The sequence below is a fragment of the Streptococcus sp. F0441 genome (assembly GCF_000314775.2).
In the GTDB taxonomy this organism is placed as follows: Bacteria; Bacillota; Bacilli; order Lactobacillales; family Streptococcaceae; genus Streptococcus.
Window position 1 is genome coordinate 1,143,906 of sequence record NZ_KB373321.1, and the last position, 23,653, is coordinate 1,167,558.

At 40.5% G+C, this 23,653-nt stretch carries 17 protein-coding genes and 1 pseudogene; 2 read left to right on the forward strand and 16 right to left on the reverse strand.

The genetic code is table 11. The features are described from left to right. Positions 1 to 15 precede the first annotated feature (15 nt). The 4 genes and pseudogenes from HMPREF9188_RS10615 to eno all read right to left on the reverse strand — a co-directional run bounded on the left by HMPREF9188_RS10615 (position 16) and on the right by eno (position 3,194). A complete protein-coding gene (locus tag HMPREF9188_RS10615) occupies positions 16 to 519 on the reverse strand; it encodes a hypothetical protein (RefSeq protein WP_033588912.1) in 504 nt (167 codons plus the stop codon). A gap of 280 nt (positions 520 to 799) precedes the next feature. Continuing rightward, a pseudogene (locus HMPREF9188_RS05525) lies at positions 800 to 1,219 on the reverse strand (ClbS/DfsB family four-helix bundle protein); the annotation flags it as partial. Between the two features lie 51 nt (positions 1,220 to 1,270). Further along, positions 1,271 to 1,765: a YkgJ family cysteine cluster protein gene (locus HMPREF9188_RS05530; protein ID WP_009730177.1), complete on the reverse strand. Its 495-nt coding sequence runs from the start codon at positions 1,763 to 1,765 to the stop codon at positions 1,271 to 1,273. Positions 1,766 to 1,889: 124 nt separating this feature from the next. After that, positions 1,890 to 3,194 (reverse strand): surface-displayed alpha-enolase, encoded by a 1,305-nt coding sequence (eno, locus tag HMPREF9188_RS05535; protein ID WP_000022823.1) that lies wholly within the window; start codon positions 3,192 to 3,194, stop codon positions 1,890 to 1,892. A 162-nt stretch (positions 3,195 to 3,356) separates the two neighbouring features. On the opposite strand from eno, the gene HMPREF9188_RS05540 reads away from it, so the two are divergent. Beyond that, a complete protein-coding gene (locus HMPREF9188_RS05540) occupies positions 3,357 to 3,803 on the forward strand; it encodes a DUF1694 domain-containing protein (RefSeq protein WP_009730178.1) in 447 nt (148 codons plus the stop codon). Here HMPREF9188_RS05540 and HMPREF9188_RS05545 read toward each other — a convergent pair. From HMPREF9188_RS05545 to HMPREF9188_RS05600, 12 genes are all read right to left on the reverse strand, one after another. Further along, positions 3,800 to 4,915 carry a glycerate kinase gene (locus HMPREF9188_RS05545; RefSeq protein WP_009730179.1) on the reverse strand — a complete coding sequence of 372 codons (1,116 nt, stop codon included), beginning with the start codon at positions 4,913 to 4,915 and terminating at the stop codon, positions 3,800 to 3,802. The two genes, HMPREF9188_RS05540 and HMPREF9188_RS05545, sit on opposite strands and share 4 nt — an antisense overlap. A 9-nt stretch (positions 4,916 to 4,924) precedes the next feature. Beyond that, entirely contained in the window at positions 4,925 to 5,569 is a 645-nt protein-coding gene (gene serB, locus HMPREF9188_RS05550) for a phosphoserine phosphatase SerB (RefSeq protein WP_009730180.1), read from the reverse strand. Between the two features lie 61 nt (positions 5,570 to 5,630). Beyond that, the gene (glgA, locus tag HMPREF9188_RS05555; protein ID WP_009730181.1) at positions 5,631 to 7,064 is read right to left on the reverse strand and encodes a glycogen synthase GlgA; all 1,434 of its coding nucleotides are present in this window, start codon (positions 7,062 to 7,064) and stop codon (positions 5,631 to 5,633) included. After that, entirely contained in the window at positions 7,061 to 8,200 is a 1,140-nt protein-coding gene (glgD, locus tag HMPREF9188_RS05560) for a glucose-1-phosphate adenylyltransferase subunit GlgD (protein WP_000687044.1), read from the reverse strand. Before glgD ends, glgA begins: the two co-directional genes overlap by 4 nt. Then, the gene (locus tag HMPREF9188_RS05565; RefSeq protein WP_009730182.1) at positions 8,190 to 9,332 is read right to left on the reverse strand and encodes a glucose-1-phosphate adenylyltransferase; all 1,143 of its coding nucleotides are present in this window, start codon (positions 9,330 to 9,332) and stop codon (positions 8,190 to 8,192) included. The genes glgD and HMPREF9188_RS05565 overlap by 11 nt, the downstream gene beginning before the upstream one ends. Beyond that, positions 9,322 to 11,250 carry a 1,4-alpha-glucan branching protein GlgB gene (gene glgB, locus HMPREF9188_RS05570; protein ID WP_009730183.1) on the reverse strand — a complete coding sequence of 643 codons (1,929 nt, stop codon included), beginning with the start codon at positions 11,248 to 11,250 and terminating at the stop codon, positions 9,322 to 9,324. Before glgB ends, HMPREF9188_RS05565 begins: the two co-directional genes overlap by 11 nt. A 272-nt stretch (positions 11,251 to 11,522) precedes the next feature. Beyond that, positions 11,523 to 12,947 carry an NADP-dependent glyceraldehyde-3-phosphate dehydrogenase gene (locus HMPREF9188_RS05575; protein WP_009730184.1) on the reverse strand — a complete coding sequence of 475 codons (1,425 nt, stop codon included), beginning with the start codon at positions 12,945 to 12,947 and terminating at the stop codon, positions 11,523 to 11,525. A 197-nt stretch (positions 12,948 to 13,144) separates the two neighbouring features. Continuing rightward, a complete protein-coding gene (gene pulA / locus HMPREF9188_RS05580) occupies positions 13,145 to 15,430 on the reverse strand; it encodes a type I pullulanase (RefSeq protein ID WP_009730185.1) in 2,286 nt (761 codons plus the stop codon). Between the two features lie 150 nt (positions 15,431 to 15,580). Next, positions 15,581 to 17,539, reverse strand: coding sequence for an NAD-dependent DNA ligase LigA (ligA, locus tag HMPREF9188_RS05585; RefSeq protein WP_033588914.1), 1,959 nt, complete (start codon positions 17,537 to 17,539; stop codon positions 15,581 to 15,583). A gap of 90 nt (positions 17,540 to 17,629) precedes the next feature. Beyond that, positions 17,630 to 18,808: an MFS transporter gene (locus tag HMPREF9188_RS05590; RefSeq protein WP_009730187.1), complete on the reverse strand. Its 1,179-nt coding sequence runs from the start codon at positions 18,806 to 18,808 to the stop codon at positions 17,630 to 17,632. 80 nt (positions 18,809 to 18,888) lie between these two features. After that, entirely contained in the window at positions 18,889 to 19,752 is an 864-nt protein-coding gene (locus tag HMPREF9188_RS05595) for an Rgg family transcriptional regulator (protein ID WP_009730188.1), read from the reverse strand. A 3-nt stretch (positions 19,753 to 19,755) separates the two neighbouring features. Beyond that, on the reverse strand, positions 19,756 to 21,657 hold the full coding sequence (locus HMPREF9188_RS05600; protein ID WP_009730189.1) for an ABC-F family ATP-binding cassette domain-containing protein: 1,902 nt from the start codon (positions 21,655 to 21,657) through the stop codon (positions 19,756 to 19,758). Between the two features lie 230 nt (positions 21,658 to 21,887). On the opposite strand from HMPREF9188_RS05600, the gene HMPREF9188_RS05605 reads away from it, so the two are divergent. Then, the gene (locus tag HMPREF9188_RS05605) at positions 21,888 to 23,606 is read left to right on the forward strand and encodes a phospho-sugar mutase (protein WP_009730190.1); all 1,719 of its coding nucleotides are present in this window, start codon (positions 21,888 to 21,890) and stop codon (positions 23,604 to 23,606) included. Positions 23,607 to 23,653: the final 47 nt, after the last annotated feature.

The window sequence follows — 23,653 nt, forward strand, 5'->3', positions numbered from 1 at the left end:
CCTCTTTATTACCCCCTACCTCAATTCCTTGGCTATTCTGCTCTTTTCGAGTTTTCTCTTGGTAATTCGTTTCCATAAAACAAGTGGATTCAGACTATAGGATAATCGTAGGAGGTAATAATTGATCCATTCGATTAGGGCAAAAAGCTGTATTAGTGTGGCTAAGATGCCCACGTGGACACTCTGCATATTCCAGACTATAAAAGGAAAGCCTGAAATAAGTAAAACAAGGTCTAGTATTCTGAAACCAACATATAGTTTGGGAACACTTCTACTTCCGAACTGGGGTTTCGAGAGTCTTCTAATCAAAATCGCCCAATAGATTGACCCTTGAAGCAAAATAAATGTTAGTAAAGACAAAGGATAGAGAATGGTTACTAGACTATTCCAATCAGCAAGCCGATTTTTCAAAAGGAAAAAACAAAACCAAAAGGTTAGGACGGCTGTGATCTCTCCCAAACAAAGGGACACCAACTCTTTTCTAACTTTCTCTTTTTGTATGTTCATCATCTCCTCCATCTATCATCCTATATCAGAAAAAAACCATTCGAAGCATTTTCTAGTCAACATTTCTCAGAATCAAGGCATTCTAAGCATCGAACAGTTCAATTCCTTTAATATCAAAGCAATTCTAAGTTTAGAATTACATTAAAATAAATGTTTTAGGGCTATTCTAAGTCTATGACGGCCTTAAATTTTAATTTTTGAAGGATTCTAAAGCTAGAATTGTTCAAAAATCACGAGAATGAAGCTATTCGAAGCTTAGAAGAACCTTTTCTAAATCTCATTAGCACTTCAACTAGTTGCTCTTGCAATTTTTTTGATGAGCTTTGAGTTTTTTCATAGCCCAGTCATAGTGACTTGAGGTGCTACTGATAAAGTAGGAACCTAAACTTGTCCCTCCCGTCCACTTATAGACACCTTTTGTAAACAATTCGTCATTGCTGAAGCCTTCCATCAACTTTAACACCTCTTTATGCGATTGATTGAGGAGTTTGGTCGCTTTTTCTAAGGACGTTCTCTGGCGCTTCTTCCAAAAAGCGACATTCATTTCCCCATAAGTTTTCCAATTATAAGGTTCAGGGAGAAAAGGTCTTTCATGACCCTTTTAATTGGAATGTACCCAGGTCAAAAGTAACTGATGCCATTCATAGAGATGGATTAGAATATCTCTTAGATTTTTATCTCTTTTCCAATGAGCTTCTTTTTTCTTTTGGTCTAGGCATAGTTTATCGTGTAATCTTTGTACAAGAGTTAAAGGTGTAAATTTCTACAACTTATCCTTTAATTTCTCAACAAAGAGATAAGCTGCTGGGCAGGTCAAGGTGTTCTTAATCGTCAGATGGTTGATTTGATGAATCTTCTTACGATCTGTATGGGGAAATTCTCGGCAGGCCTTTGGACGAACATCGTAGACTGAGCAGAGATTGTCTCCTCCTAGAAAGGGGCAAGGCATAGATTTAAAAACCTTATCCCCATCTTCATCTACCTCAAGGAATTCAGCTTCAAAAGCTGGTAATTTCATCTTAAAATACTTGGCGATTCGTGTAATATCCGCTTCTTTAAAGTCAGGCCCCAATGTTTTGCAACAGTTAGCGCAGGCAGTACAATCAATCTCCGCAAAAACTTCTTCGTGAATCTGTTGGGCTATCTTATCTAAATTTTTAGGAGGTTTTTTCTTGAGATTGGCTAACACTTTACGATGTTCCTTCTGCTTTTGCAAGGCTAACTGGTGGTAATACTCGATATCAATTTCTTTAGACATAGTTTCTTTCTAATACAAGTGTTTTTGTCTATTATACCATAAGTTATTTTTCATTTTTGAGTATTGCACACAAAAAGCCCTTCGGATAAAATCCGAGGGGCTTCAAACGTTGTTAGATCAACGATTATTTTTTCAAGTTGTAGAATGATTTCAATCCACGGTATTCAGCTACTTCACCAAGTTGGTCTTCGATACGAAGCAATTGGTTGTACTTAGCGATACGGTCTGTACGTGAAAGTGAACCAGTCTTGATTTGTCCTGCGTTAGTTGCAACTGCGATGTCAGCGATTGTTGAATCTTCAGTTTCACCTGAACGGTGTGATACAACTGCAGTGTAACCAGCTTCTTTCGCCATTTCGATAGCGTCGAATGTCTCTGTAAGAGTACCGATTTGGTTAACTTTGATAAGGATTGAGTTAGCAGCGCCTTCTGCAATACCTTTTTCAAGGTAAGAAGTGTTTGTTACGAAGAAGTCGTCACCAACCAATTGAACTTTACCACCAAGACGTTCAGTAAGAGCTTTCCAACCGTCCCAGTCGTTTTCATCCATACCATCTTCGATAGTGATGATTGGGTATTTGTTTACCAATTCTTCAAGGTAGTCGATTTGTTCTGCAGCAGTACGTACAGCAGCGCCTTCACCTTCAAATTTAGTGTAGTCGTAAACTTTACGTTCTTCATCATAGAATTCTGATGATGCACAGTCAAATCCGATAAAGACATCTTTACCTGGAACATAACCAGCAGCTTCGATAGCAGCAAGGATAGTTTCAACACCGTCTTCAGTTCCTTCGAAACGAGGAGCGAATCCACCTTCGTCACCTACGGCAGTTTCCAAACCACGTGATTTAAGGATTTTCTTAAGAGCGTGGAAGATTTCAGCACCCCAACGAAGAGCTTCTTTGAATGTTGGCGCACCAGCAGGTACAATCATGAATTCTTGGAAAGCAATTGGAGCGTCTGAGTGAGAACCACCGTTGATGATGTTCATCATTGGAGTTGGAAGAACTTTAGTGTTGAATCCACCAAGGTAGCTGTAAAGTGGGATTTCAAGGTAGTCAGCAGCAGCACGAGCTACAGCGATAGACACACCAAGGATTGCGTTCGCACCCAATTTACCTTTGTTAGGAGTACCGTCAAGAGCGATCATAGCACGGTCGATAGCTTGTTGATCACGTACATCGTAGCCGATGATAGCTTCAGCGATGATGTTGTTTACGTTGTCAACAGCTTTTTGTGTACCAAGACCACCGTAACGAGATTTGTCACCGTCGCGAAGTTCAACTGCTTCGTGTTCACCAGTAGAAGCTCCTGATGGAACCATACCACGTCCGAAAGCACCTGATTCAGTATAAACTTCTACTTCAAGTGTTGGGTTACCGCGTGAGTCTAGGACTTCGCGAGCGTAAACATCAGTAATAATTGACATTTTTTACTCTCCTTTGAGTTAAATTTTTTACACCTCTATGATACCTTAAAAATAAGCGTTTTTCAAGAAAAAACGTTATCTTTGTGCAAATTTTCCTTAACTTTATAAAGTAATCGCTTTCTTTTGTCTGTTTTCATGCGATTTTTGTGATATACTGTTTTTATGACAGATTTATCAAAACAACTACTTGAAAAGGCTCATGGTGGGCCAAAATTAAACCCGGATGAGCAACGTCGTTTTCTCGGCACTTTCGAGGAAAGAGTTCTTGGCTACGCGGATATCAATACTGCCAATAGTCCTGAATTAGAACATGGATTTTTCTCTATTTTAGAAAGTTTTCAAGAAAAGGTAGAGATACTTTTTGTGAAAATCTCACCAAATATTGAGTTTGACAAACAGGTCTTTTACTTAAGACAAGCAAAGGAAAGTAATTGCCAGGCGACTATTGTTTCAGACGATCATATCACCTCTCCTTTTGGACTTGTCCTTCACACGAACGAACCTGTTCAAGTAGAAGAAAAAGACCTTAGACTTGCTTTTTCAAGCCTCTGGGAAGAGAAAAAGACAGAAACTCCTAAAAAATCAATCTGGAAAAAATGGTTAGGCTAATCCCTCCTCATATTTAATAAATGACCGATATTAGTAGCTGTATGCTCCAAATAGAGACTTGCATTTTTCAAACTATCTTTCAAAAGTTCACTTTTCTCTAAAATTGAAAAGGCTGCTTGTATATTTTCGAATGGTAGAGGAGGCAAATCCTCAGCAAGACTTCCGCAAATAGCGATAACAGGAACTCCGTTAGGGGTTCTTTTTGCTACACCGATAGGAGCTTTCCCAGCAAAGCTTTGACTGTCTAGCCTACCTTCTCCAACGATAACTAAATCAGCATCTTCAACTTTCTTGTCAAAGTCAATCAAGTCCAAACAAGTGTCAATCCCAGATACGATACTAGCCTCAGCAAAGGCGCAGAGACCAGCAGCAATACCCCCACCAGCTCCTGCTCCTTTAAGAGACAGGGTTGAAGGTGAGAATTTTTCATAGAACTCCTGTATAGCCAGATCTACCGTCTCAAATAAAGCAGGATCCAAGCCCTTTTGTTTTCCAAATGTATAGGTTGCCCCTTGATGACCACATAGAGGGCTCACGACATCCGCTAAAATGCGGATTTTCACATCTTCAGGAATTCTATATAACTCGCTGTCTGAAACTGACTCGAACTCAAGCAAAGTCTGACCGCAAGCTGGTAATTCCTTTCCCTTCTTATCATAAAAACAATAACCCAGACCAGCAGCAATGCCTATCCCACCGTCATTACTAGCCGTACCGCCAACGCCGACATAGATATCTTTCATTCCTTGATCAATGAGATGGCGAATCAATTCTCCGATACCGCGAGTTTGGATGTGGAGAGGGTTTCGTTTCTCCTGCGGAATCTTTCCAAGACCAACCAAGTCAGCAACTTCGAAGAGCGCTATTTGATCTTTTTGAAAGTAGCGCATTGATTCTTTTAGCCCAAAAGGCCCCGTCACCTCTTGCCATTTTTCTTCGAGTTCAAGAGAATGGCGAATAGCATCTACAGTTCCTTCCCCACCATCACCAACAGGACAGAGCAGACATTCTACATCCGATATTGACTGTTCAAAGCCTTTTTTTATAGCTTGAGCGACCTCTTCTGCTGTCAAACTTTCTTTAAAAGAATCAGGTGCGATTACAATTTTCATAGTTCCCTCTCATTCTAAGAAATCAATCAAAGGAAGAACTTCCAAAAAATCCCTCGTATCTACATGACAAGCTATCTCTGCTTTTACGACCTCTTTGGCACAAAAGGCTATACCGTGGCCTGCTGTCTTTAACATCAAGAGGTCATTGGCACCATCACCGATAGCAATCGTTCTTTCTTTGGGTAGTTCTAATTCCTTTCTCCATTTCTCAAGAGTAGCATTTTTTACTTGACCTGTCACAATTTCACCAACTAATTTTCCTGTTAAAAAACCGTCTTTGACTTCCAACTGGTTAGCAGAGAAATAGGAGATACCAAGGGATTTTGCTAATCTCTCAACGATTGGTGTAAAGCCACCAGACACTAAACCGACGAGGATGCCATTCTTTTGGAGAATGGAGATAAATTCCCGAGCATTCTTGGAAAGATGAATGGATTTGAAAACTGTATCAAAGACCGAAATCGGAAGCCCTTTTAACAAAGCCACTCTTGCTCTTAAACTTGTTTTAAAATCCAGTTCACCTCGCATTGCCTGGCTTGTAATTTGCGAAATTTCGGCTTCGCAACCTGCTTCTCTTCCTAAAAAATCAATCACTTCCTCTGCTATCAGGGTGCCATCAACATCCATGACACAGAGCCCCATTACTTGAGTCATCACTTCTCCTCTTTTCTAAACAGCCCAAAAATCGTATGAAAGAATCATACGATTTTATCTATTAGTTGACTAAACTATGGTACAAGTCCAGGTAAGATTTGCAGGCTGTATCCCATGAGAAATCGCATTCCATAGCTTGTTTTTGTAGATTTTTCCAAACGTCCGGCTGGTACTTATAAACATCCAAGGCTGTTTGGAAACTCCAGTTAAGCCAGTAAGGTGTTAAATTGTCAAAGCTAAATCCAGTACCAGTTCCTTCGATAGGATTGAAGGATTGAACCGTATCACGCAAGCCACCCACTTCATGAACCAATGGTAGAGTTCCATAGCGCATAGCCATCATTTGTGACAAGCCACATGGTTCAAAACGACTTGGCATGAGGAAGAGGTCACAAGCTGCATAAATTTCTTGAGCGAGCTTGACGTCAAAAGTGATATTTGCTGATAGTTTGTCAGGATAGACTTGCGCAAACCAGGAGAAGGAATGTTCAAAAGCCGGGTCACCTGTTCCTAAAAGGACTATTTGAACGTCCTCTTGTAAGAAACGATGCAAGCTCTCTACAACAACATCAAAGCCTTTTTGACGGGTCAAACGAGAGACAATCCCAACTAGAGGAACATCTGCTCGGACAGGTAACCCAACTCTCTCTTGCAATTTTGCTTTATTTTGTGCTTTTCCAGACAAATCTTCCTTATTAAAATGATAATCTAAAAGTGGGTCTGTTTGAGGATTATAAAGATCTGCGTCAATACCATTGACAATACCTGAAACCTTACCTGACTCCATCCGAAGAATCTGGTCCAAACCGCAGCCGAACTGACTGGTCATAATCTCGTGCGCATAGCTAGGGGAAACGGTTGAGACACGATCCGCGTAGAGAATACCTGCTTTCATCCAGTTGAGGCAATCATTCCAGCGAAGGGTGCCATCAGCATAGCGTTCAAACCCAACACCGAACAAATCCCACAACATTCCTTCAGAAAATTGACCTTGAAATTCCAAATTATGAATAGTTAAAACTGTTCTGATTCCTTGATATGCTTGAATCCAATGATACTTTTCTTTCAACAAGAAGGGAATCATGGCTGTGTGGTAATCATGAACATGGAGAAGATCAGGAATAAAGCCGATGCGTTCCATGGCTTCAAGAGCAGCCAGTTGGAAAAAGGCAAAGCGTTCACCATCGTCAAAATCACCGTACACATGGCCACGGAAGAAATAATATTGATTATCAATGAAGTAGAAGGTAACCCCATTCAAGACCGTTTTCTTAATACCACAGTACTGTCTACGCCATCCTACACTAACTTCAAAGTGGAGAACATCCTCTATCTGGTCACCAAACTTAGCTTCTACCATATCATAGTAAGGCAAGAAAACTGCAACTTCGTGCCCTGCTTTTACAAGTGATTTGGGAAGGGCGCCAATGACATCGCCCAAACCACCTGTTTTTGAAAAGGGTGCTCCTTCTGCCGCTACAAATAAAATTTTCATGAATAAATGTCCTCTGTTACTGTTTCACCCTTCTTAACTACAACTGGATGTTCTGCTGTTCCTCGAATGACAACACCGTCCGCAACTTCAACTCCTTTGTCTAGGATGGCATATTCAACTTGGGCACCCTGACCAATCACAACACGAGGGAATAAAATGCTGTCTTTCACCACACTATCTTTGTGAACATAAATGTTACGAGATAGGACTGACTGAACTACTTCACCCTCAATGATACTACCAGAAGCAAACTGAGAAGTACTTACTTTTGAAGTATTCGCATAGTAGGTTGGTTCTTCATTCTTAACCTTGGTATAAATCTTTTGGTTAGGTGAGAAGAGAGAGTAGAATTTTTGAGACTCCAACATATCAATATTGGCTTGATAATAGGATTGAACGGAGTGAATATTGGCTAGATAGCCCGTGTATTCGTAAGCAAAAGCACCTTCTTTTACAGCTAAATCGCGGAGTACATAGCGTAATTTTTCTGGATATTCTTTTTGAACTTCTTCTTCAAGTCGTTCAATCAACCACGGAGTATCAACGACGAATATATCTGTAGACATGTTGAAAAGTTCATCTGTTGATTTGGCATCAAAAAGTTTATGAGAAAGAACATGGTCTGTTTCATCCACTTCCAAGATGGCATTAACATCTGAAATATCCTTTTTAGGTAATTTCTTATAAACAACTGTAATCGGACGACCGGCAGTAGTATGTAAATGGAATACTTGATTGAGGTCAATATTCACCACGATATCACAGTTAAGTGCAACCGTCTGATTTGATCCTGAACGTTTCAAATAAGTGAGAAGCTGTTGGTAATATTCTTTCCCAACTGTGCTACTTTCAACACTCGTATTATAAATACCTAGATAGTAGTGGCTGAGAAGGGTAGATAAGCCCCACTCACGTCCTGAACGAATGTGGTCAAAGACTGAACTGATATTGTCTTGTTGGAAAATTCCAAAGACACTACGAACACCAGCATTTGCAAGGCTAGAAAGAGGGAAATCAATTAAACGATATTTTGCTCCAAATGGCAAGCTAGCCACCGGACGGTGTTCTGTTAACGTTGACATATCATGAAAACCAACTGTGTTTCCTAAAATGGCTGAATATTTATCAATCTTCATCTGATGCTACCCCCACTACTTCATTGTATCCTACTACTTGTACTTCGTCTGTTCCATCAATTTCGACACCTTCAGAAATAACAGCACCCTCACCAATAATGGCACGTTTAATTTTTGCACCTTTTCCGATAATGGCACCACTCATGATTACAGAGTCTACTACTTCAGCACCCTCACGTACTTGCGCTTCTGTTGAGAGAATGGAATGCTTAACAGTTCCATCCACGAGACAGCCATCCACAACTAAAGAATCTTCTACATGAGCGTGTTTTCCAATAAAGTTTGGTGGTGAAATCAAGTTCCGTGAGTAGATTTTCCACTGACGATCACGACTATCCAAAGCGTTGTTTGGATCAATGTATTCCATATTGGCTTCCCATAGAGATTCAATCGTACCAACGTCTTTCCAGTAGCCTTTGAATTCATAAGCATAGACACTTTCTCCAGACTCAAGGTAATTTGGAATAACGTTTTTACCAAAGTCTGACATATCTACCTTGTTCTTTTCAGCGGCTACTAGCATGTTGCGTAGACGTTTCCAGTCAAAAATATAGATTCCCATAGAAGCTTTAGTAGACTTAGGTTCTGCTGGTTTTTCTTCGAATTCGACGATACGATTGTTTGCGTCAGTATTCATGATACCAAAACGGCTAGCTTCCTTTAGAGGTACGTCTAGAACAGCTACAGTCAGACTGGCATTGTTATCCTTGTGAGATTGGAGCATGTCATCATAGTCCATCTTGTAGATGTGGTCACCAGAAAGGATCAAAACATATTCTGGATTGATACTGTCGATGTAGTCAATGTTTTGGTAGATAGCGTGGCTAGTTCCTTCAAACCAACGATTTCCCTCGCTTGCAGAGTAGGGTTGAAGGATGGAAACACCTGTGTTAATACCATCTAGTCCCCAGCTAGAACCATTTCCGATATGACTATTTAGAGCAAGAGGTTGATATTGTGTGATAACTCCAACATTGTGGATTCCAGAGTTGGCACAGTTAGAAAGAGCAAAGTCAATGATACGGTAGCGCCCACCAAATTGCACAGCCGGCTTAGCAATACTTTGAGTGAGTTTTCCGAGACGAGTTCCTTGCCCACCCGCAAGGATCAAAGCTAGCATTTCATTCTTCATTTTCTACTCCTTTTTGAGTTGTATTTGTGACAGTTTTAGCAGATTTCAAGCGACGTTTGATCTTCCAGATACTTGCACCCATTGCTGGCAAAGTGAAAGTCAACGTCTGTTTGTAATCCTTCCATAACCCTTCTTGAGTTTGAACAGTTTGATTATGTTCTTCCCAGACACCACCCCATTGCTCTAATTCAGTATTCCATATTTCTTCATAGATCCCTGCAACAGGAAGCCCGATTGTAAAGTCTTTACGCTCAACTGGTGCCATATTAAAGACACAGACTAACATTTCGTCCTTCTTGCCCTTACGAATAAAGGAAAGAACACTCTGATCTCTATTATCAGCATCGATAATCTCAATACCATCATAACTAGTATCAATTTCCCAAAGACAACGATGCTCTTTATAGAATTGATTTAGTTGAGAAGTGAAATGCTTCATCTTGGCATTCATCGGATCTTCTAGATTGGACCATTCCAACTGCTCTTCAGACTTCCATTCTAGGAATTGCCCGTACTCACTACCCATGAACAAGAGTTTCTTACCTGGATGACAAATTTGATAGGTGTAGAGATTACGCAGACCAGCGAACTGATTGTAGCGATCTCCCCACATCTTATGCATCATACTCTTCTTGCCATGAACCACTTCATCATGTGAGAAAGGTAGGAGATAGTTTTCATTGAAAACATACATAAAGCTGAAGGTCACAAGATTAAAATCATACTTGCGATAAATCGGATCTTCCTCGTAGAAACGGAGGATATCATTCATCCAGCCCATATTCCATTTATAGTCAAATCCAAGGCCGCCCATTTCTTTCATACCAGTAATCTTTGTTGCTGATGAACTTTCTTCTGCAATCATCATGATATCTGGATGAGCTAACTTAATCACTGTGTTTAAACGTTGAAGGAAATAATAACCTTCATAGTTAAGGTTTCCACCGTCTTTGTTTGGAGTCCAAGGAGCATTATCATAATCTAGGTAAAGCATATTGCTCACAGCATCGACCCGAATACCATCTAAGTGGTAAAAATCAATCCAAAATTTAATACTTGAAATCAAGAAAGACTGGACCTCATTTTTCCCGAGGTCAAAATTCAGCGCACCCCAACCGTAGTTATGAGCCTTGTTGTGATCTTGGTATTCAAAAGTTGGTGTGCCGTCATAATATGCTAATGCATCATCATTAATAGTGAAATGACCTGGAACCCAGTCTACGATAACACCGATATTATTTATATGACACTCTTCAACGAAATCTTGGAATTCCTCAGGTCTACCATAGGAATGTTCAAAAGCAAAGTAACCCATAAGCTGATAGCCCCAGCTCAAGCCAAGTGGGTGAGCCATTAAAGGCATGAACTCAATATGTGTATAGTTCATCTCAACTAAGTATGGAATCAACTCGTCTTTCAGTTGCGAAAAAGTATAGGGACTACCGTCTGGATTTCTCTTCCAAGATCCTGCATGGGCCTCGTATATATTAACTGGTCGATCGAAAAATCCCAAACGTTTGCGACGTGCTAGCCAAAGACCATCTTTCCATTTCTTTTCACGGATATTGGTCAGAACTGCTCCTGTACCCGGTCTAGCTTCAAAATAAACTGCCAACGGATCAATCTTCATAATCTGGTGACCATTTGCACGCGTGATATGATATTTATAAATCTGACCTTCCTGAGCCTGACTAGTAAAGACTTCCCAAACACCTGCTTCATTACGAACCATAGGAATTTGATTCTCGACCCAATTAGTAAAATCCCCAACTAGATGAACTGCTTGTGCATTTGGTGCCCAAACCCTAAAAGTATAGCCAATTTCTCCGTTTTTCTCCTCTCTATGTGCTCCTAAATAATGCTGGAGGTGAAAGTTTTCACCTGTAGTAAAGGTTCTTAATGCTTCTTGGTTATTCATTCGATCCCCTCTCTTTTGTAAGCGTTTTCTATAATTCTATTATACACTCTTTTAAGATAACTTTCAAGTAATTTACGAAGAAAATAATATTTTTTTATGAAAGTCTTCAAAAAATTACCGAGCATTTTAAAAAAGATATCCCGAAAATAGAATACGAAACAATTTCCATATATTTTTTTATTATAATACCAGAATATTCGTTTTTTAACAATTTTAAACTGTATTTTTTTGAAAAAAATAAAATCAGGAAATCGATTCCCTGATTTTATATATTATTTCACATCAAATACAATGGATTTAACATTTGTCATCGCTTCGATACTATATTTAATTCCTTGCACTCCTGCTCCAGAACCTTTTACACCAAGGAATGGGAAATTATCTGGTCCACGTTGTGTTTTATTATTAATATGAACGGTTCCCACTTCAAGTTTTTCAGCAATTTCAAACGCCTTCTTAAAGTCATTTGTAAAGACTGAGGATTGAAGACCGAACTCTGATTCATTGGCAATTGCTACTGCTTCATTCGCATCTGCAACACGGATAATTGGTAGAACAGGTCCAAACGGTTCTTCCCATGCCACTTTCATATCTTTTGTAACTTGGTCAAAAAGCACTGGCCAGAGAAGATTGCCTTCACGCTTGATTGGTGTAAGAGCCTTAGCACCTTTTTCTTGTGCATCTTGAATCAATCCCCAGATGAAATCAGCTGAAGCGTTATCAATAACAGGTGTGATATCAGAATTGTCAAATGGATCACCGACTGTTAGCTTAGCGACTTTAGCCTGGAGCAATTCGGCTAACTTGTCTGCTACGCTTTCTACAACTAAGACACGTTTGATAGCGGTACAGCGCTGACCAGAGTAGCTAAATGCACCACCTACGATTTGATTAGCTGCATTTTCCAAATCTGCATCTTCTAAAACGATTGCTGCATCTTTCCCGCCAAGCTCCAGCATAACTGGGCGAATACCAGCTAAACGACCGATACGCTCACCAATCGGTGTTGAACCTGTAAAGTTAATGAAGTTCACTTCCTTGTGTTCGATGATGTAGTCTCCGATCTCAGAACCACGTCCAGTGATGGTGTTAAAGACACCTGCTGGAATTCCGGCTTCGTCAAATGCTTTAGCTAGCAAGAGACCAGAAATAGATCCTTGCGTTGGTGGTTTAAACATAACAACATTCCCTGCAATCAAAGCCGGAGCAATCTTGGATCCAGAAAGGTTGACTGGGTAGTTAAATGGCGCAATAGCTAAGACAACTCCAACTGGCTCACGACGGACAACGGCTAGTTTGTTTTTACTTGCAGCTTCAAAACCGCCACCTTCCATCGCTTGTCCAGTAATACGGATACCTTCCTCAGCAGCAAAACGGATCAAATCTGCTGTACGTACTACTTCTCCAATGGCTGCTTTAATCCCTTTTGCAACCTCTTTGGCAAGAATTGTACCAATTTTTTCTTTATCACGTTCTAAAATATCTGCTGTCTTATGTAAATAGGCTGCACGCTCAACGGGTGCTAAATCACGCCACGCAGGGAGAGCTGCACGCGCAGCTTTCATAGCCTCATCTACTTCAGCCTGACTCATAGCTGGTACCGTGCCTAGTTTTTCTTGATTGATAGGAGAATAGATCGTAATCTCGTTCTCTGATAATTTCCATTTTCCATTCACTAAATTCTGATAATTTGTCAAATTCTCTTCCTCCCGAAAATGATTAAAACTTATTTTATCAAATTTTCAGAAAATTACAACCCTTTTTGCGAAAATATTGATATTTTTTTCACAAACTTGATTCTTCAAATTATTTGAATTTTATTCCTATTAGATATTGGTTTTTCAATAAAAATCAAAAAAGGTCTAGTTAATCTAAACCTTTTTAGAACATTAATTTACGAGAGTACCTTTAAGACCACGACACTGGTATCATCAATCACATTTGATTCTTTAGAACGACTATTAGATACAAGCATTTCAAGATTTCCTGCATTCTCAAAGTAGAAGGAAGTTCCCTTCGCATTAAAGACTACCAATAAGTGCTCTGGTCCACCGTGAATTTCGTAAACAATCCACCCACTATTTTCAGCAGCTGTATGGACGAAGACATGGCGATAGACTTCTTCGTATGTAGGATAAGAGAAGGCACTGGTCTGTGTTTTCAGGCGAATAATCTGACGGATAAAGTCAATGCTCTCTTGTCTCTCATTGATTAAATCCCAGTTGACTTGGTTGACACTATCTGGAGCATTGTAACTATTCATGGCACGTTCTCTATCTGCCGCAGTCAGCTCGCCATTTTCTCCAGTAGCAAGGAGTTTAGTGCGGCCAAATTCTTGCCCCAACTCTATAAAGGACATCCCTTGCATAAGAATGCTCATCGCTGTTGCTGTCTCAACTTGGCGCATAATCTTATCTAAACTGTGATCTGGATGAAGGGTCACCAACAAATCATGCAAGTTGTAATTATCATGGGCTTCCACATAGTTAAGGACTTGGTTTGGACTAAGATAGGAACCCAATTCCCGACTACCAAGAATAGCCTTAGCTACAATTGATTCTGTAGCTGCACCACTAACAAATCCTGCCTTGACTGCACCATAAACTTCTCCTCCTTTAACCGCATCTCGCTGATCATCATTGAAGAATCCAATATTTGGCATCTGATAGGCGTTGTCCTTCTTGGCCTTATCATAAGGTGCAAGACCTGTCCCCATATCCCAACCTTCTCCATAGGTGAGAATACGTGGATCAACTTCATCAAGTGCCCAACGAATTGCCTGCATGGTTTTAACATCGTGAATTCCCATCAAGTCGAAACGAAAACCGTCAATATTGTATTCTTTCACCCAATAAAGGAGTGAGTCAATCATATACTTGCGGTACATTTCGTGTTCGCTTGCGGTTTCATTTCCAACACCTGTACCGTTTTGGAAGGTTCCATCTGGATTCATACGATAGTAATAATCAGGAACAGTTGTTTGGAAAGGTGCATCAACTGTTGAGAAGGTATGGTTATAAACGACATCCATAATGACACCGATTCCTGCATCATGATAAGCCTGAATCATGGCTTTGAGATCTCGAATAACCTGCCCAGGATCATCTGGATTACTAGAGAAACTTGTTTCTGGTACATTGTAGTTTTGAGGGTCATAACCCCAGTTATAGGTTACATTTCCATCCTCATCATATTCTTTATGGCGATCAGAGATTGGTTGAAGCTGAACATAATTACAACCGAGCGCTTTGATATAGTCAAAGGCAGTTGTTTGACCATACTGGTTAACCGTTCCAGTCTGGGCAGCCCCAAGGAAGGTCCCTCGAAGGTTTTCTGGAACTCCAGATGTCGGTGATTTTGTAAAATCACGAATATGCATTTCACAGATAACTGCTTTACATGGATTTTCCAAACGCCAAGGAGCGTCTGTCCCATGTTTAACTTCGAATCCTTCTACCTGTCTATCTTGCTGAGAGAGAATGACGGAACGTTTCCCGTCAGGACTTGTAGCAGTTGTATAAGGGTCTCGTGTCAAAGTCTGGTGGTGTGGAAACTCAATCTGATACTGGTAAGCTTTACCTGCAAGATTTTCATCCAAGTCTACACTCCAAAGACCAATGGTATTGTACTTATGACTATATGAATAGCTATTCCCACGCTCTAGATTATAGGTTTTCCAAATCGGAGCGTCGTTACTTGTATTTTCATAGACAACCACCTGTACAGCTGTAGCTGTAGGAGCCCAGAGTTTAAAGCTTGTCTGGTAGTCAGAGATACTATAACCCAACTCTCCTTGGTATCCCCAATGATGATCAAAACTTTCACTGTGAAAGGCTTTATCAAAAGCAAACGGGTTTTGATCTTTATAGTAAGGACTTGCAATGGCTGGATTTTCAGAATAATAGACTGTCTCATCACCATCCAAAATCCAAACCTCAGTCAACAGTGGATAATGGTTAAACCGTAGGAGATAGTCTTTTGCCTTTCCATCTATTTCGACAGAAAAGGTCAGAGTATCGAGCCTTTCTGCACTTGTAACTGTAAAGGAGAATTTTGCTCCAAAATAGTCATTTTCATAATACAAATTTTCTTTAATATCCGCCTGTTTTCTACTGAATGAACAAGTGGCATAATCCCCATTCTTTCGGTGAAAATGGATGACTAATGGGTATCTATACATTTCTTTTCCTAATTCCTAATTTCAATTTTTTATGTGGTGCTGAAGAATTTAGCGGGAATTTCAGCACAATAGAGAATAGCATTAATAGATATAAAAACACATCAGGAGAGATAGTTTCAGACTATCTAAGATCTAGTTATCAACTATTCTTTACAAACTTTCTAGCCAAGCTTCATCTCGAACTTCAATACCAAGTTCTTGTGCTTTTTGGAGCTTGCTTCCTGCATCTGCTCCTGCTACGACAAGATTCGTTTTCTTAGATACACTGCCTGTAACTTTGGCACCAAGACTTTCGAGTTTACTTTTGGCTTCTGAGCGCGTGAGACGTTCCAATTTTCCAGTTAATACAACTGTCAAACCTGACAAGGCCGCATCTGCTACTACTGTCTGTCCCTTGTAGTCCAGATTGACTCCAGCTTCTTTCAACTCGTCTAAGAGAATCTTCGATCCTTCTGTAGCAAAATAAGTCTGAAGGCTTTGAGCAATCACACTACCCAAGCTCTCGATACTTGCTACTTCCTCTGGGTCTGCTTGGGCTAGATTTTCAATAGAGTGGAAATGTTGGAGCAAGAGCTGACTAGCCTTACTTCCGACATGGCGAATTCCCAGACCAAACAAGAGCTTTTCAGCAGAGTTTTCCTTGGATGCTTGAATGGCCCGATACAGTTTAGAAGCAGACTTTTCCTTGACACCTTCTAAAAGGAGGAAATCTTCTTCTTTCAAACGGTAGATATCCGCCACATCCTTGACTAAATTGGCAGCAAAAAGCTTTTCGACGATAGATGGACCAAGTCCTGTAATATTCATGGCATCTCGAGAGGCAAAGTGAATCAAACCTTCCATGATTTGGGCAGGGCAGCGAGGATTGATACAACGTAGAGCAACCTCATCTTCAAAATGAAGCAAGTGACTGTCACAACTTGGACAATTAGTTGGAATATCTAGTTTTTCTTCAGAAACACGCTTAGACTCTACCACACGCAAAACAGCAGGAATGATGTCCCCCGCCTTATAAACGATAACCGTATCATCTTTGCGGATATCCTTTTCAGCAATATAATCTACATTGTGCAGTGTTGCACGGCTAACAGTTGTCCCAGCAAGCTGAACAGGTGTTAGATTTGCAGTCGGAGTCACAACACCAGTACGGCCTACTGTCCAGTCAACTGAAAGGAGCTGGGCTTCTTTTTCCTCAGCAGGAAATTTATAGGCAACTGCCCACTTGGGCGCTTTAACGGTAAAACCGAGCTCTTCTTGACCTGCTAAGTCATTTACCTTGATCACTACTCCATCAATGTCATAAGGTAAATTATCCCGTTCTTGTCCAACTTCTTGGATGAAATTCCATATCTCATCCATGCTTTCAGCCAGAATTCGCTTAGAATTAACCACAAATCCGAGCTGTTCAAGATGCTTCAAGACCTTTTCTTGGCTATCACGAGTAGAAGGGCTTACTTCTTGATAGAGGAAAGTCGCAAGATTACGCTTGGCCACTACTGCGGTATCCAACTGACGGAGGGTTCCTGCAGCTGCGTTACGAGGATTAGCAAATTCAGGCTCTCCATTTTCTTGGCGAGCTTGGTTGACTTGATCAAATGAAGTGCGTGGCATGTAACACTCTCCACGGACAGTGATATCAAGTTCTTCTGGCAAGGTCAAAGGAATGTCCTTGACGCGCTTGAGATTTTCGGTGATATTTTCACCAACAGAACCATCCCCACGTGTGGCACCAACAACCAAAATCCCCTTTTCATACGTAAGCGATATAGACAAACCATCGATTTTCAATTCACAGATATAGGTCGGTTGGGGTAATTCCTTTCGAACACGCGCATCAAAAGCTTCTAACTCTTCACGTGAAAAAGCATCCTGCAAACTATAAAGAGGATACTGATGACTGTATTTTTCAAAACCGTCTAAAACCTTACCACCAACACGATGGGTCGGACTGTCCGCTAAAACTTGATCTGGATAGGCAGCTTCCAACTCGACTAACTCTCGGTAGAGGCGATCATACTCGCTATCTGAAACCGAGGGGTTATCACTTGTATAGTACTCGGTTGCATAGCGATTGAGTAAGGCAACTAACTCATTCATTCTTTCATTCATAATATTATTTTACCACAAATGAAGCCCTCCTCACAATAGAGAAGGGCTGAAAAATGGTTCGTAGTGAAATATTTTCTAAAAAAATAGAAATTAGGACTCTTTTTCAAAATGACTTCGTACATAAATAAGGGATAGACAAGACAGGATAACAACTCCACTTCCGATTATCAGGAAAGAAGAGAGATGTACGCTTGGCAGCACCGTCATAAAGCCTTTTGCAATCGGCATAAATAGAATGGCTAAAGTAAAAATTGTACTTAATACTCTCCCCAAGTATTCCCCCTCAACCTTGGTTTGCACCTGAGTAAAAAAGTGAATATTAAAAATCGTCATAAACAGTTCACAAACTAAATTCCCAGAAAAGGTAAGAAAAGTTGGCAGTGGTAACCCCATCATAAAAACTCCAACTCCAGTCAACGCCAATAGAATCAAAAGATTATAAACACTTGCCTTTATTTTACTAGCTAGAAGAGCTCCGATAATCGAACCAATAGCGCCCATAGTCAAAATAGTTGCATAAGCTCCTTCTACCCCGTAAAGTCGTTCTGAAAAAGGGAGGAGAAATTCAAAAGCTGCAAAAAAGAAATTAACACTCGAAGCTACTAACAAAAGGAAAAAGATCTCTTGCTGGCGCCAGATATAGTCAAGTCCTTCTTTCATATCAGAAAAAATATTTTTCCAGCAGAAAGTCCTTTTCACTTGTTCCTGAGTCTCTTTTTTGGGAAGTAAAGCTACTAAGGTAAATGCAATGAAAAAACTAATGGCATCTAAAACGAGCGTCATATGGAGACTGGCGAATTGTAAAACGATGAAAGACAGTACAGGGGAGCTAACGCCTACAACCTGCAAAACGAGCTCTAAGCGAGCATTGTAGGTCACAATCTCGCCTTTCTCTACAACCTCAGTTATAATGGCTTTATTGGCTGTACGAGAAAATGCAAAGGCAACCGCCTGAACAATATTTGCGAAGATCAGAGCAGCAATCATCAAGCTATCATTTCTGATGAAAGAAATAGCTAAACAGAGAAGGCCACAAATCAAGTCTGTCGTCATCAAAATTTTGCGACGCGAAAAGCGATCTGAAATCACTCCGCCAAAGGGATTGACTAGAATCGATGTAACCAACTCAGAAATTTGATAAATCCCAACAGCAGTCTGTCCTATCGTCCCCATTGATGCCAACCAAACACTATTTCCATAGTCATAGAGCATATTCCCTATCTTATTAATAGCCCCACGACTAATCAACTGGATTGCATGTCGGTTCATATAAAAAGCTCCTCTCAAATTTTGAAACTATTGTATCAAAACTGAAAGGAGTCTCTTTATTTTTCCCTTATTTGGGAAATTTAAGCATTTACAAATCTTTCATAATGTTCCTGATAGTAAGCCACTTGCTCTGGAAGTCCAAGTACTTCAAAAATATGCATGGCTTCCTGCATCTGACAACAACCCTCTTCTTTCAGGTCTCTCTGGTAGAGAGCAAAACCTTTGAGATAATGGAAGATATTACGCTCATAAAGCTTGATACCATTTCCAATCAACTTCTCCACATAGCCCTCAAAATAGTCCGCATCCGTAAAGGAACGGTTTTCCAAACAATGCTGATAACAGTTAAGAGCCAAAATCAAAACAAGTTTTCGATGGCGACCAATTTCTTTGTAGTAGTCTTCTCGCTCCATGACTTCTCTGCCAATCCGAGCCACATAGTCCACATTGTAGAAAGTATAGAGATTACCAAAAAGAATCAACTCATACATGGTCCACTCTTCTGTTTGAAAAAGATAATCCGCCACCTTATCCAAATCACTCTGTTCCACACTGTAACTAGTATCTCTTTGGCAAATCAGGCCTTGTAGCAGAATCCAATTCAGCTCAAAATAGAGGGGATTGGTCGAACTCTTCGCTTTCTTGAGCTGTTCCTTTTGAAGCTTTTGAAAACCTGCAATATCATTTGAGTAGTAAAGCGGAATAATCTGTGCCATCAAGGCAACATGTTCATGATTTTGAAATTCCCTAGCCTTGTCCATGAAGTTTTCAATAGTCACATGAATATTATCCAAAATCTCAAAGAAACGAGAAACTGCTAAGTCAGACTCCCCAAGCTCGAAGCGAGATAACTGAGAGGTTGAACATGATTCACCTGCCGCCTCTTTCAAGGAGTATTTTCCACTAGTTCGAAATTCACGAAATACCTTTCCAAGATGTTCCATTTCTTACACCTGCTCCGATAATTCTTCCCACTCAAGCATAGCCTCTTCCTGACGATCAGTGATTTTGTCCAGTTCAGCCTGCAATTCCATGAGTTTACCTGCATCGTTGGTTTCCAGCATTTGTTCAGAAATGGCTTGACTTTGGGTCTCTAGCCCTTCAATTTCAGCTTCCAAACTCTCGATTTGTCGCATGAGTTTGCGAACTTCTTTTTGACTTTCTTTCTGGGCCTGGTAGTCATTGACTGAGCTCGGTTCTTTTGCTTGATTGCTAGTTGAAGCTTCCTCAGTTTGAATCATTTCTACTTCTGCTTTCTTATCAACATAGTAGTCGTAATCTCCTAGATAGAGGGTTGAGCCATTCTCAGACAATTCCAAAACATGAGTGGCTACTCGGTTGATGAAATAACGGTCATGGCTGACGAAAAGAAGGGTTCCATCAAAATCAATCAGAGCATTTTCCAAGACTTCCTTGCTATCAATATCCAAGTGGTTGGTTGGCTCATCCAGAATCAAGAAGTTATTGTTTTCCATTGAAAGTTTGGCAAGCAACAGACGAGCTCGTTCACCACCTGACAGCATGCCTACTGATTTCTTAACATCATCTCCTGAGAAAAGGAAGGCACCTAGGCGGTTGCGGATTTCAACTTCAGGTGTCAGTTTAAAATCATTCCAGAGTTCATCGAGTACAGTATTACTTGGTGTTAGCTTACTTTGAGTCTGATCATAGTAACCAACCTCAACATTGGCACCAAAACGCTTCTCTCCCTTGATAAAAGGAATCTGGTCCACAATAGACTTGATAAAGGTTGACTTCCCAATGCCATTTGGTCCGACAATCGCGACAGCATTCATCTTACGAAGGTCTAGGTTGATAGGTTCTGACAATATTTCCCCATCATAGCCAATAGCAGCATTTTCAACAGTCAGGACAACATTGCCCGATGTTTTTTCCGACTGGAAGGTCATGTTGGCTGATTTCTTACTAGTTTCAGGTTTGTCCAAACGCTCCATTTTTTCCAATTGTTTCCGACGAGATTGGGCACGTTTGGTCGTTGAAGCTCGGACTAGATTGCGATTGACAAAGTCTTCTAGAGCCGCGATTTCCTTCTGTTGCTTTTCATAGTTTTTTGCCTTAGTAGCTAGCTTTTGCTCCTTTAACTCAACAAAGCGAGAGTAATTACCTACATAACGATCTAAGGAATGCTTAGTCAAATCGAGTGTAACCGTCGCAACCTTGTCCAAAAAGTAACGGTCGTGACTGACAATAATGAGGGCACCGCTATAGTTTACCAAGTAATTTTCTAACCAGGCAATCGTTTCAATATCCAAGTGGTTGGTAGGCTCGTCCAAGACCAAGAGATTGGGCTTTTCAAGGAGCATTTTAGCCAGTGCAAGACGGGTATTTTGACCACCTGAAAGCTCAGCAATTTTCATCTGCCACATAGACTCGTCAAACTTGAAACCATTCAAGATAGCGCGGATATCAGCTTCGTAGGTAAAGCCACCAGCCTGACGGAAATTCTCTGATAAACGATCATAATCCGCCATCAGTTTATCCAAATCTTCACCAGACTTTTCACCCATCTCCAACTCCATCTGACGAAGTTGTGTCTCTGTCCGACGCAAGTCATCAAAGACGTGAAGCATTTCATCGTAGATGGTATTTTCAGACTCAAAACGGCTATCTTGGGCTAGGTAAGACAGAGAGATATCTTTTTTCTTATTAATTTCTCCACTAGTTGGCTCCTCTTCTCCAACCAAAATCTTTAAAAGAGTAGACTTACCTGCACCATTTTTCCCAACAAGAGCAATTCGGTCTCGTTCATCAACTTGCAGGTTGATATTATCAAAAAGAACCTCTCCTGCAAAAGAACGTTCAATTTTATTAGCTTGTAAAATAATCATACATCTATTTTACTATCTTTTTCTCTTTTGCACAATTGCAATGAAAAAAGTTCGAGTCATAAACCCGAACTATTCATCTTCTTTTTCATTAGAAAGCGTATAGGGCTGTTCTTCTACAATGAAATAAAAGTAAATTTCCTACATTTTAAGTTATGCTAACGTTTTACTAAATTGATAAATCGTGATATAATGAAAGCGATTAAAAGAATATACAAAAAAGGAGATGCTCTATGACTTACCAAGAAAATTATCAAAAATGGGTCGATTTTGCCGACCTTCCCGACTATCTTCGTCAAGATTTAGAAAACATGGACGAAAAAACAAAAGAAGATGCTTTCTACACCAATCTTGAATTTGGTACTGCTGGTATGCGTGGCTTGATCGGTGCAGGTACAAACCGCATCAACATCTATGTTGTTCGTCAAGCAACTGAAGGTTTGGCTCGTTTGATTGAGTCAAAAGGTGGAAATGAAAAAGATCGTGGTGTGGCAATTGCCTACGATAGTCGTCACTTCTCACCTGAGTTTGCCTTTGAATCTGCGGCAGTTCTTGCAAAACATGGTATCAAATCTTACGTATTTGAAAGCCTTCGTCCAACTCCAGAACTCTCATTTGCAGTTCGTCACCTCAACTGTTTTGCAGGTATCATGATTACTGCCAGCCATAACCCTGCTCCATTTAACGGTTACAAGGTTTATGGTGAAGACGGTGGGCAAATGCCTCCACATGACGCGGACGCTTTGACTACTTACATCCGTGCTATCGAAAACCCATTCGCTATCGAAGTTGCTGATGTAGAAGCTGAAAAAGCTTCTGGCTTGATTGAAGTTATCGGCGAAGCTGTTGATGCAGAATACCTCAAAGAAGTCAAAGACGTAAACATCAACCCAACCTTGATTGAAGAGTTTGGTAAAGACATGAAGATTGTCTACACACCACTTCATGGTACTGGTGAAATGTTGGCTCGCCGTGCTCTTGCACAAGCAGGATTTGACTCAGTTCAAGTCGTTGAAGCTCAAGCAACTCCAGACCCAGACTTCTCAACTGTTAAATCTCCAAACCCAGAAAACCAAGCAGCCTTTGCACTTGCTGAAGAACTCGGCCGTCAAGTTGGTGCTGATGTTCTTGTGGCGACTGACCCAGACGCTGACCGTGTTGGTGTTGAAGTTCTTCAAAAAGATGGTAGCTACCTCAACCTTTCAGGTAACCAAATCGGTGCTATCATGGCTAAATACATCTTGGAAGCTCATAAGAGTGCTGGAACTCTTCCTGAAAATGCTGCTCTCTGCAAATCCATCGTATCAACTGACTTGGTAACGAAGATTGCTGAAAGCTACGGCGCAACCATGTTCAACGTTTTGACTGGTTTCAAATTCATCGCAGAGAAAATCCAAGAATTTGAAGAAAAACACAATCACACTTACATGATGGGATTTGAAGAAAGCTTCGGTTACTTGATTAAACCATTCGTACGTGATAAAGACGCTATCCAAGCCGTTCTTGTCGTTGCTGAACTTGCTGCCTACTATCGTTCACGTGGTTTGACACTTGCTGATGGTATCGAAGAAATCTACAAAGAATACGGCTACTACGCTGAAAAGACCATCTCTGTTACCCTTTCTGGTGTCGATGGTGCAGAACAAATCAAAGCGATTATGGCTAAGTTCCGTAACAATGCTCCAAAAGAATGGAACACAACAGCTATCACTGTCGTAGAAGACTTCAAGGCTCAAACTGCTACTGCTGCTGATGGTACTGTGACAACTTTGACTACTCCTCCAAGTGATGTGTTGAAATATACACTTGCTGACGGTTCATGGATTGCAGTTCGCCCTTCAGGTACAGAACCAAAAATCAAGTTCTACATTGCCGTTGTGGGTGAAAGCAACGAAGATTCACAAGCTAAGATTGCTAACATCGAAGCGGAAATCAATGCGTTTGTGAAATAACACTCTATAAAGATGAGATAAACTAGTCTCATCTTTTTTTCGTATCA

Excerpts from the sequence above, each read along its gene's own strand:
- HMPREF9188_RS05530 (WP_009730177.1), bottom strand. The coding sequence starts at position 1,765 with ATGTCTAAAGAAATTGATATCGAGTATTACCACCAGTTAGCCTTGCAA.
- ligA (WP_033588914.1), bottom strand. The coding sequence starts at position 17,539 with ATGAATGAAAGAATGAATGAGTTAGTTGCCTTACTCAATCGCTATGCA.
- HMPREF9188_RS05590 (WP_009730187.1), bottom strand. The coding sequence starts at position 18,808 with ATGAACCGACATGCAATCCAGTTGATTAGTCGTGGGGCTATTAATAAG.
- HMPREF9188_RS05605 (WP_009730190.1), top strand. The coding sequence starts at position 21,888 with ATGACTTACCAAGAAAATTATCAAAAATGGGTCGATTTTGCCGACCTT.
- glgD (WP_000687044.1), bottom strand. The coding sequence starts at position 8,200 with ATGAAGATTGATAAATATTCAGCCATTTTAGGAAACACAGTTGGTTTT.
- glgA (WP_009730181.1), bottom strand. The coding sequence starts at position 7,064 with ATGAAAATTTTATTTGTAGCGGCAGAAGGAGCACCCTTTTCAAAAACA.
- HMPREF9188_RS05565 (WP_009730182.1), bottom strand. The coding sequence starts at position 9,332 with ATGAAGAATGAAATGCTAGCTTTGATCCTTGCGGGTGGGCAAGGAACT.
- HMPREF9188_RS10615 (WP_033588912.1), bottom strand. The coding sequence starts at position 519 with ATGGAGGAGATGATGAACATACAAAAAGAGAAAGTTAGAAAAGAGTTG.
- HMPREF9188_RS05540 (WP_009730178.1), top strand. The coding sequence starts at position 3,357 with ATGACAGATTTATCAAAACAACTACTTGAAAAGGCTCATGGTGGGCCA.
- HMPREF9188_RS05600 (WP_009730189.1), bottom strand. The coding sequence starts at position 21,657 with ATGATTATTTTACAAGCTAATAAAATTGAACGTTCTTTTGCAGGAGAG.
- serB (WP_009730180.1), bottom strand. The coding sequence starts at position 5,569 with ATGACTCAAGTAATGGGGCTCTGTGTCATGGATGTTGATGGCACCCTG.
- eno (WP_000022823.1), bottom strand. The coding sequence starts at position 3,194 with ATGTCAATTATTACTGATGTTTACGCTCGCGAAGTCCTAGACTCACGC.
- HMPREF9188_RS05545 (WP_009730179.1), bottom strand. The coding sequence starts at position 4,915 with ATGAAAATTGTAATCGCACCTGATTCTTTTAAAGAAAGTTTGACAGCA.
- glgB (WP_009730183.1), bottom strand. The coding sequence starts at position 11,250 with ATGAATAACCAAGAAGCATTAAGAACCTTTACTACAGGTGAAAACTTT.
- pulA (WP_009730185.1), bottom strand. The coding sequence starts at position 15,430 with ATGTATAGATACCCATTAGTCATCCATTTTCACCGAAAGAATGGGGAT.
- HMPREF9188_RS05595 (WP_009730188.1), bottom strand. The coding sequence starts at position 19,752 with ATGGAACATCTTGGAAAGGTATTTCGTGAATTTCGAACTAGTGGAAAA.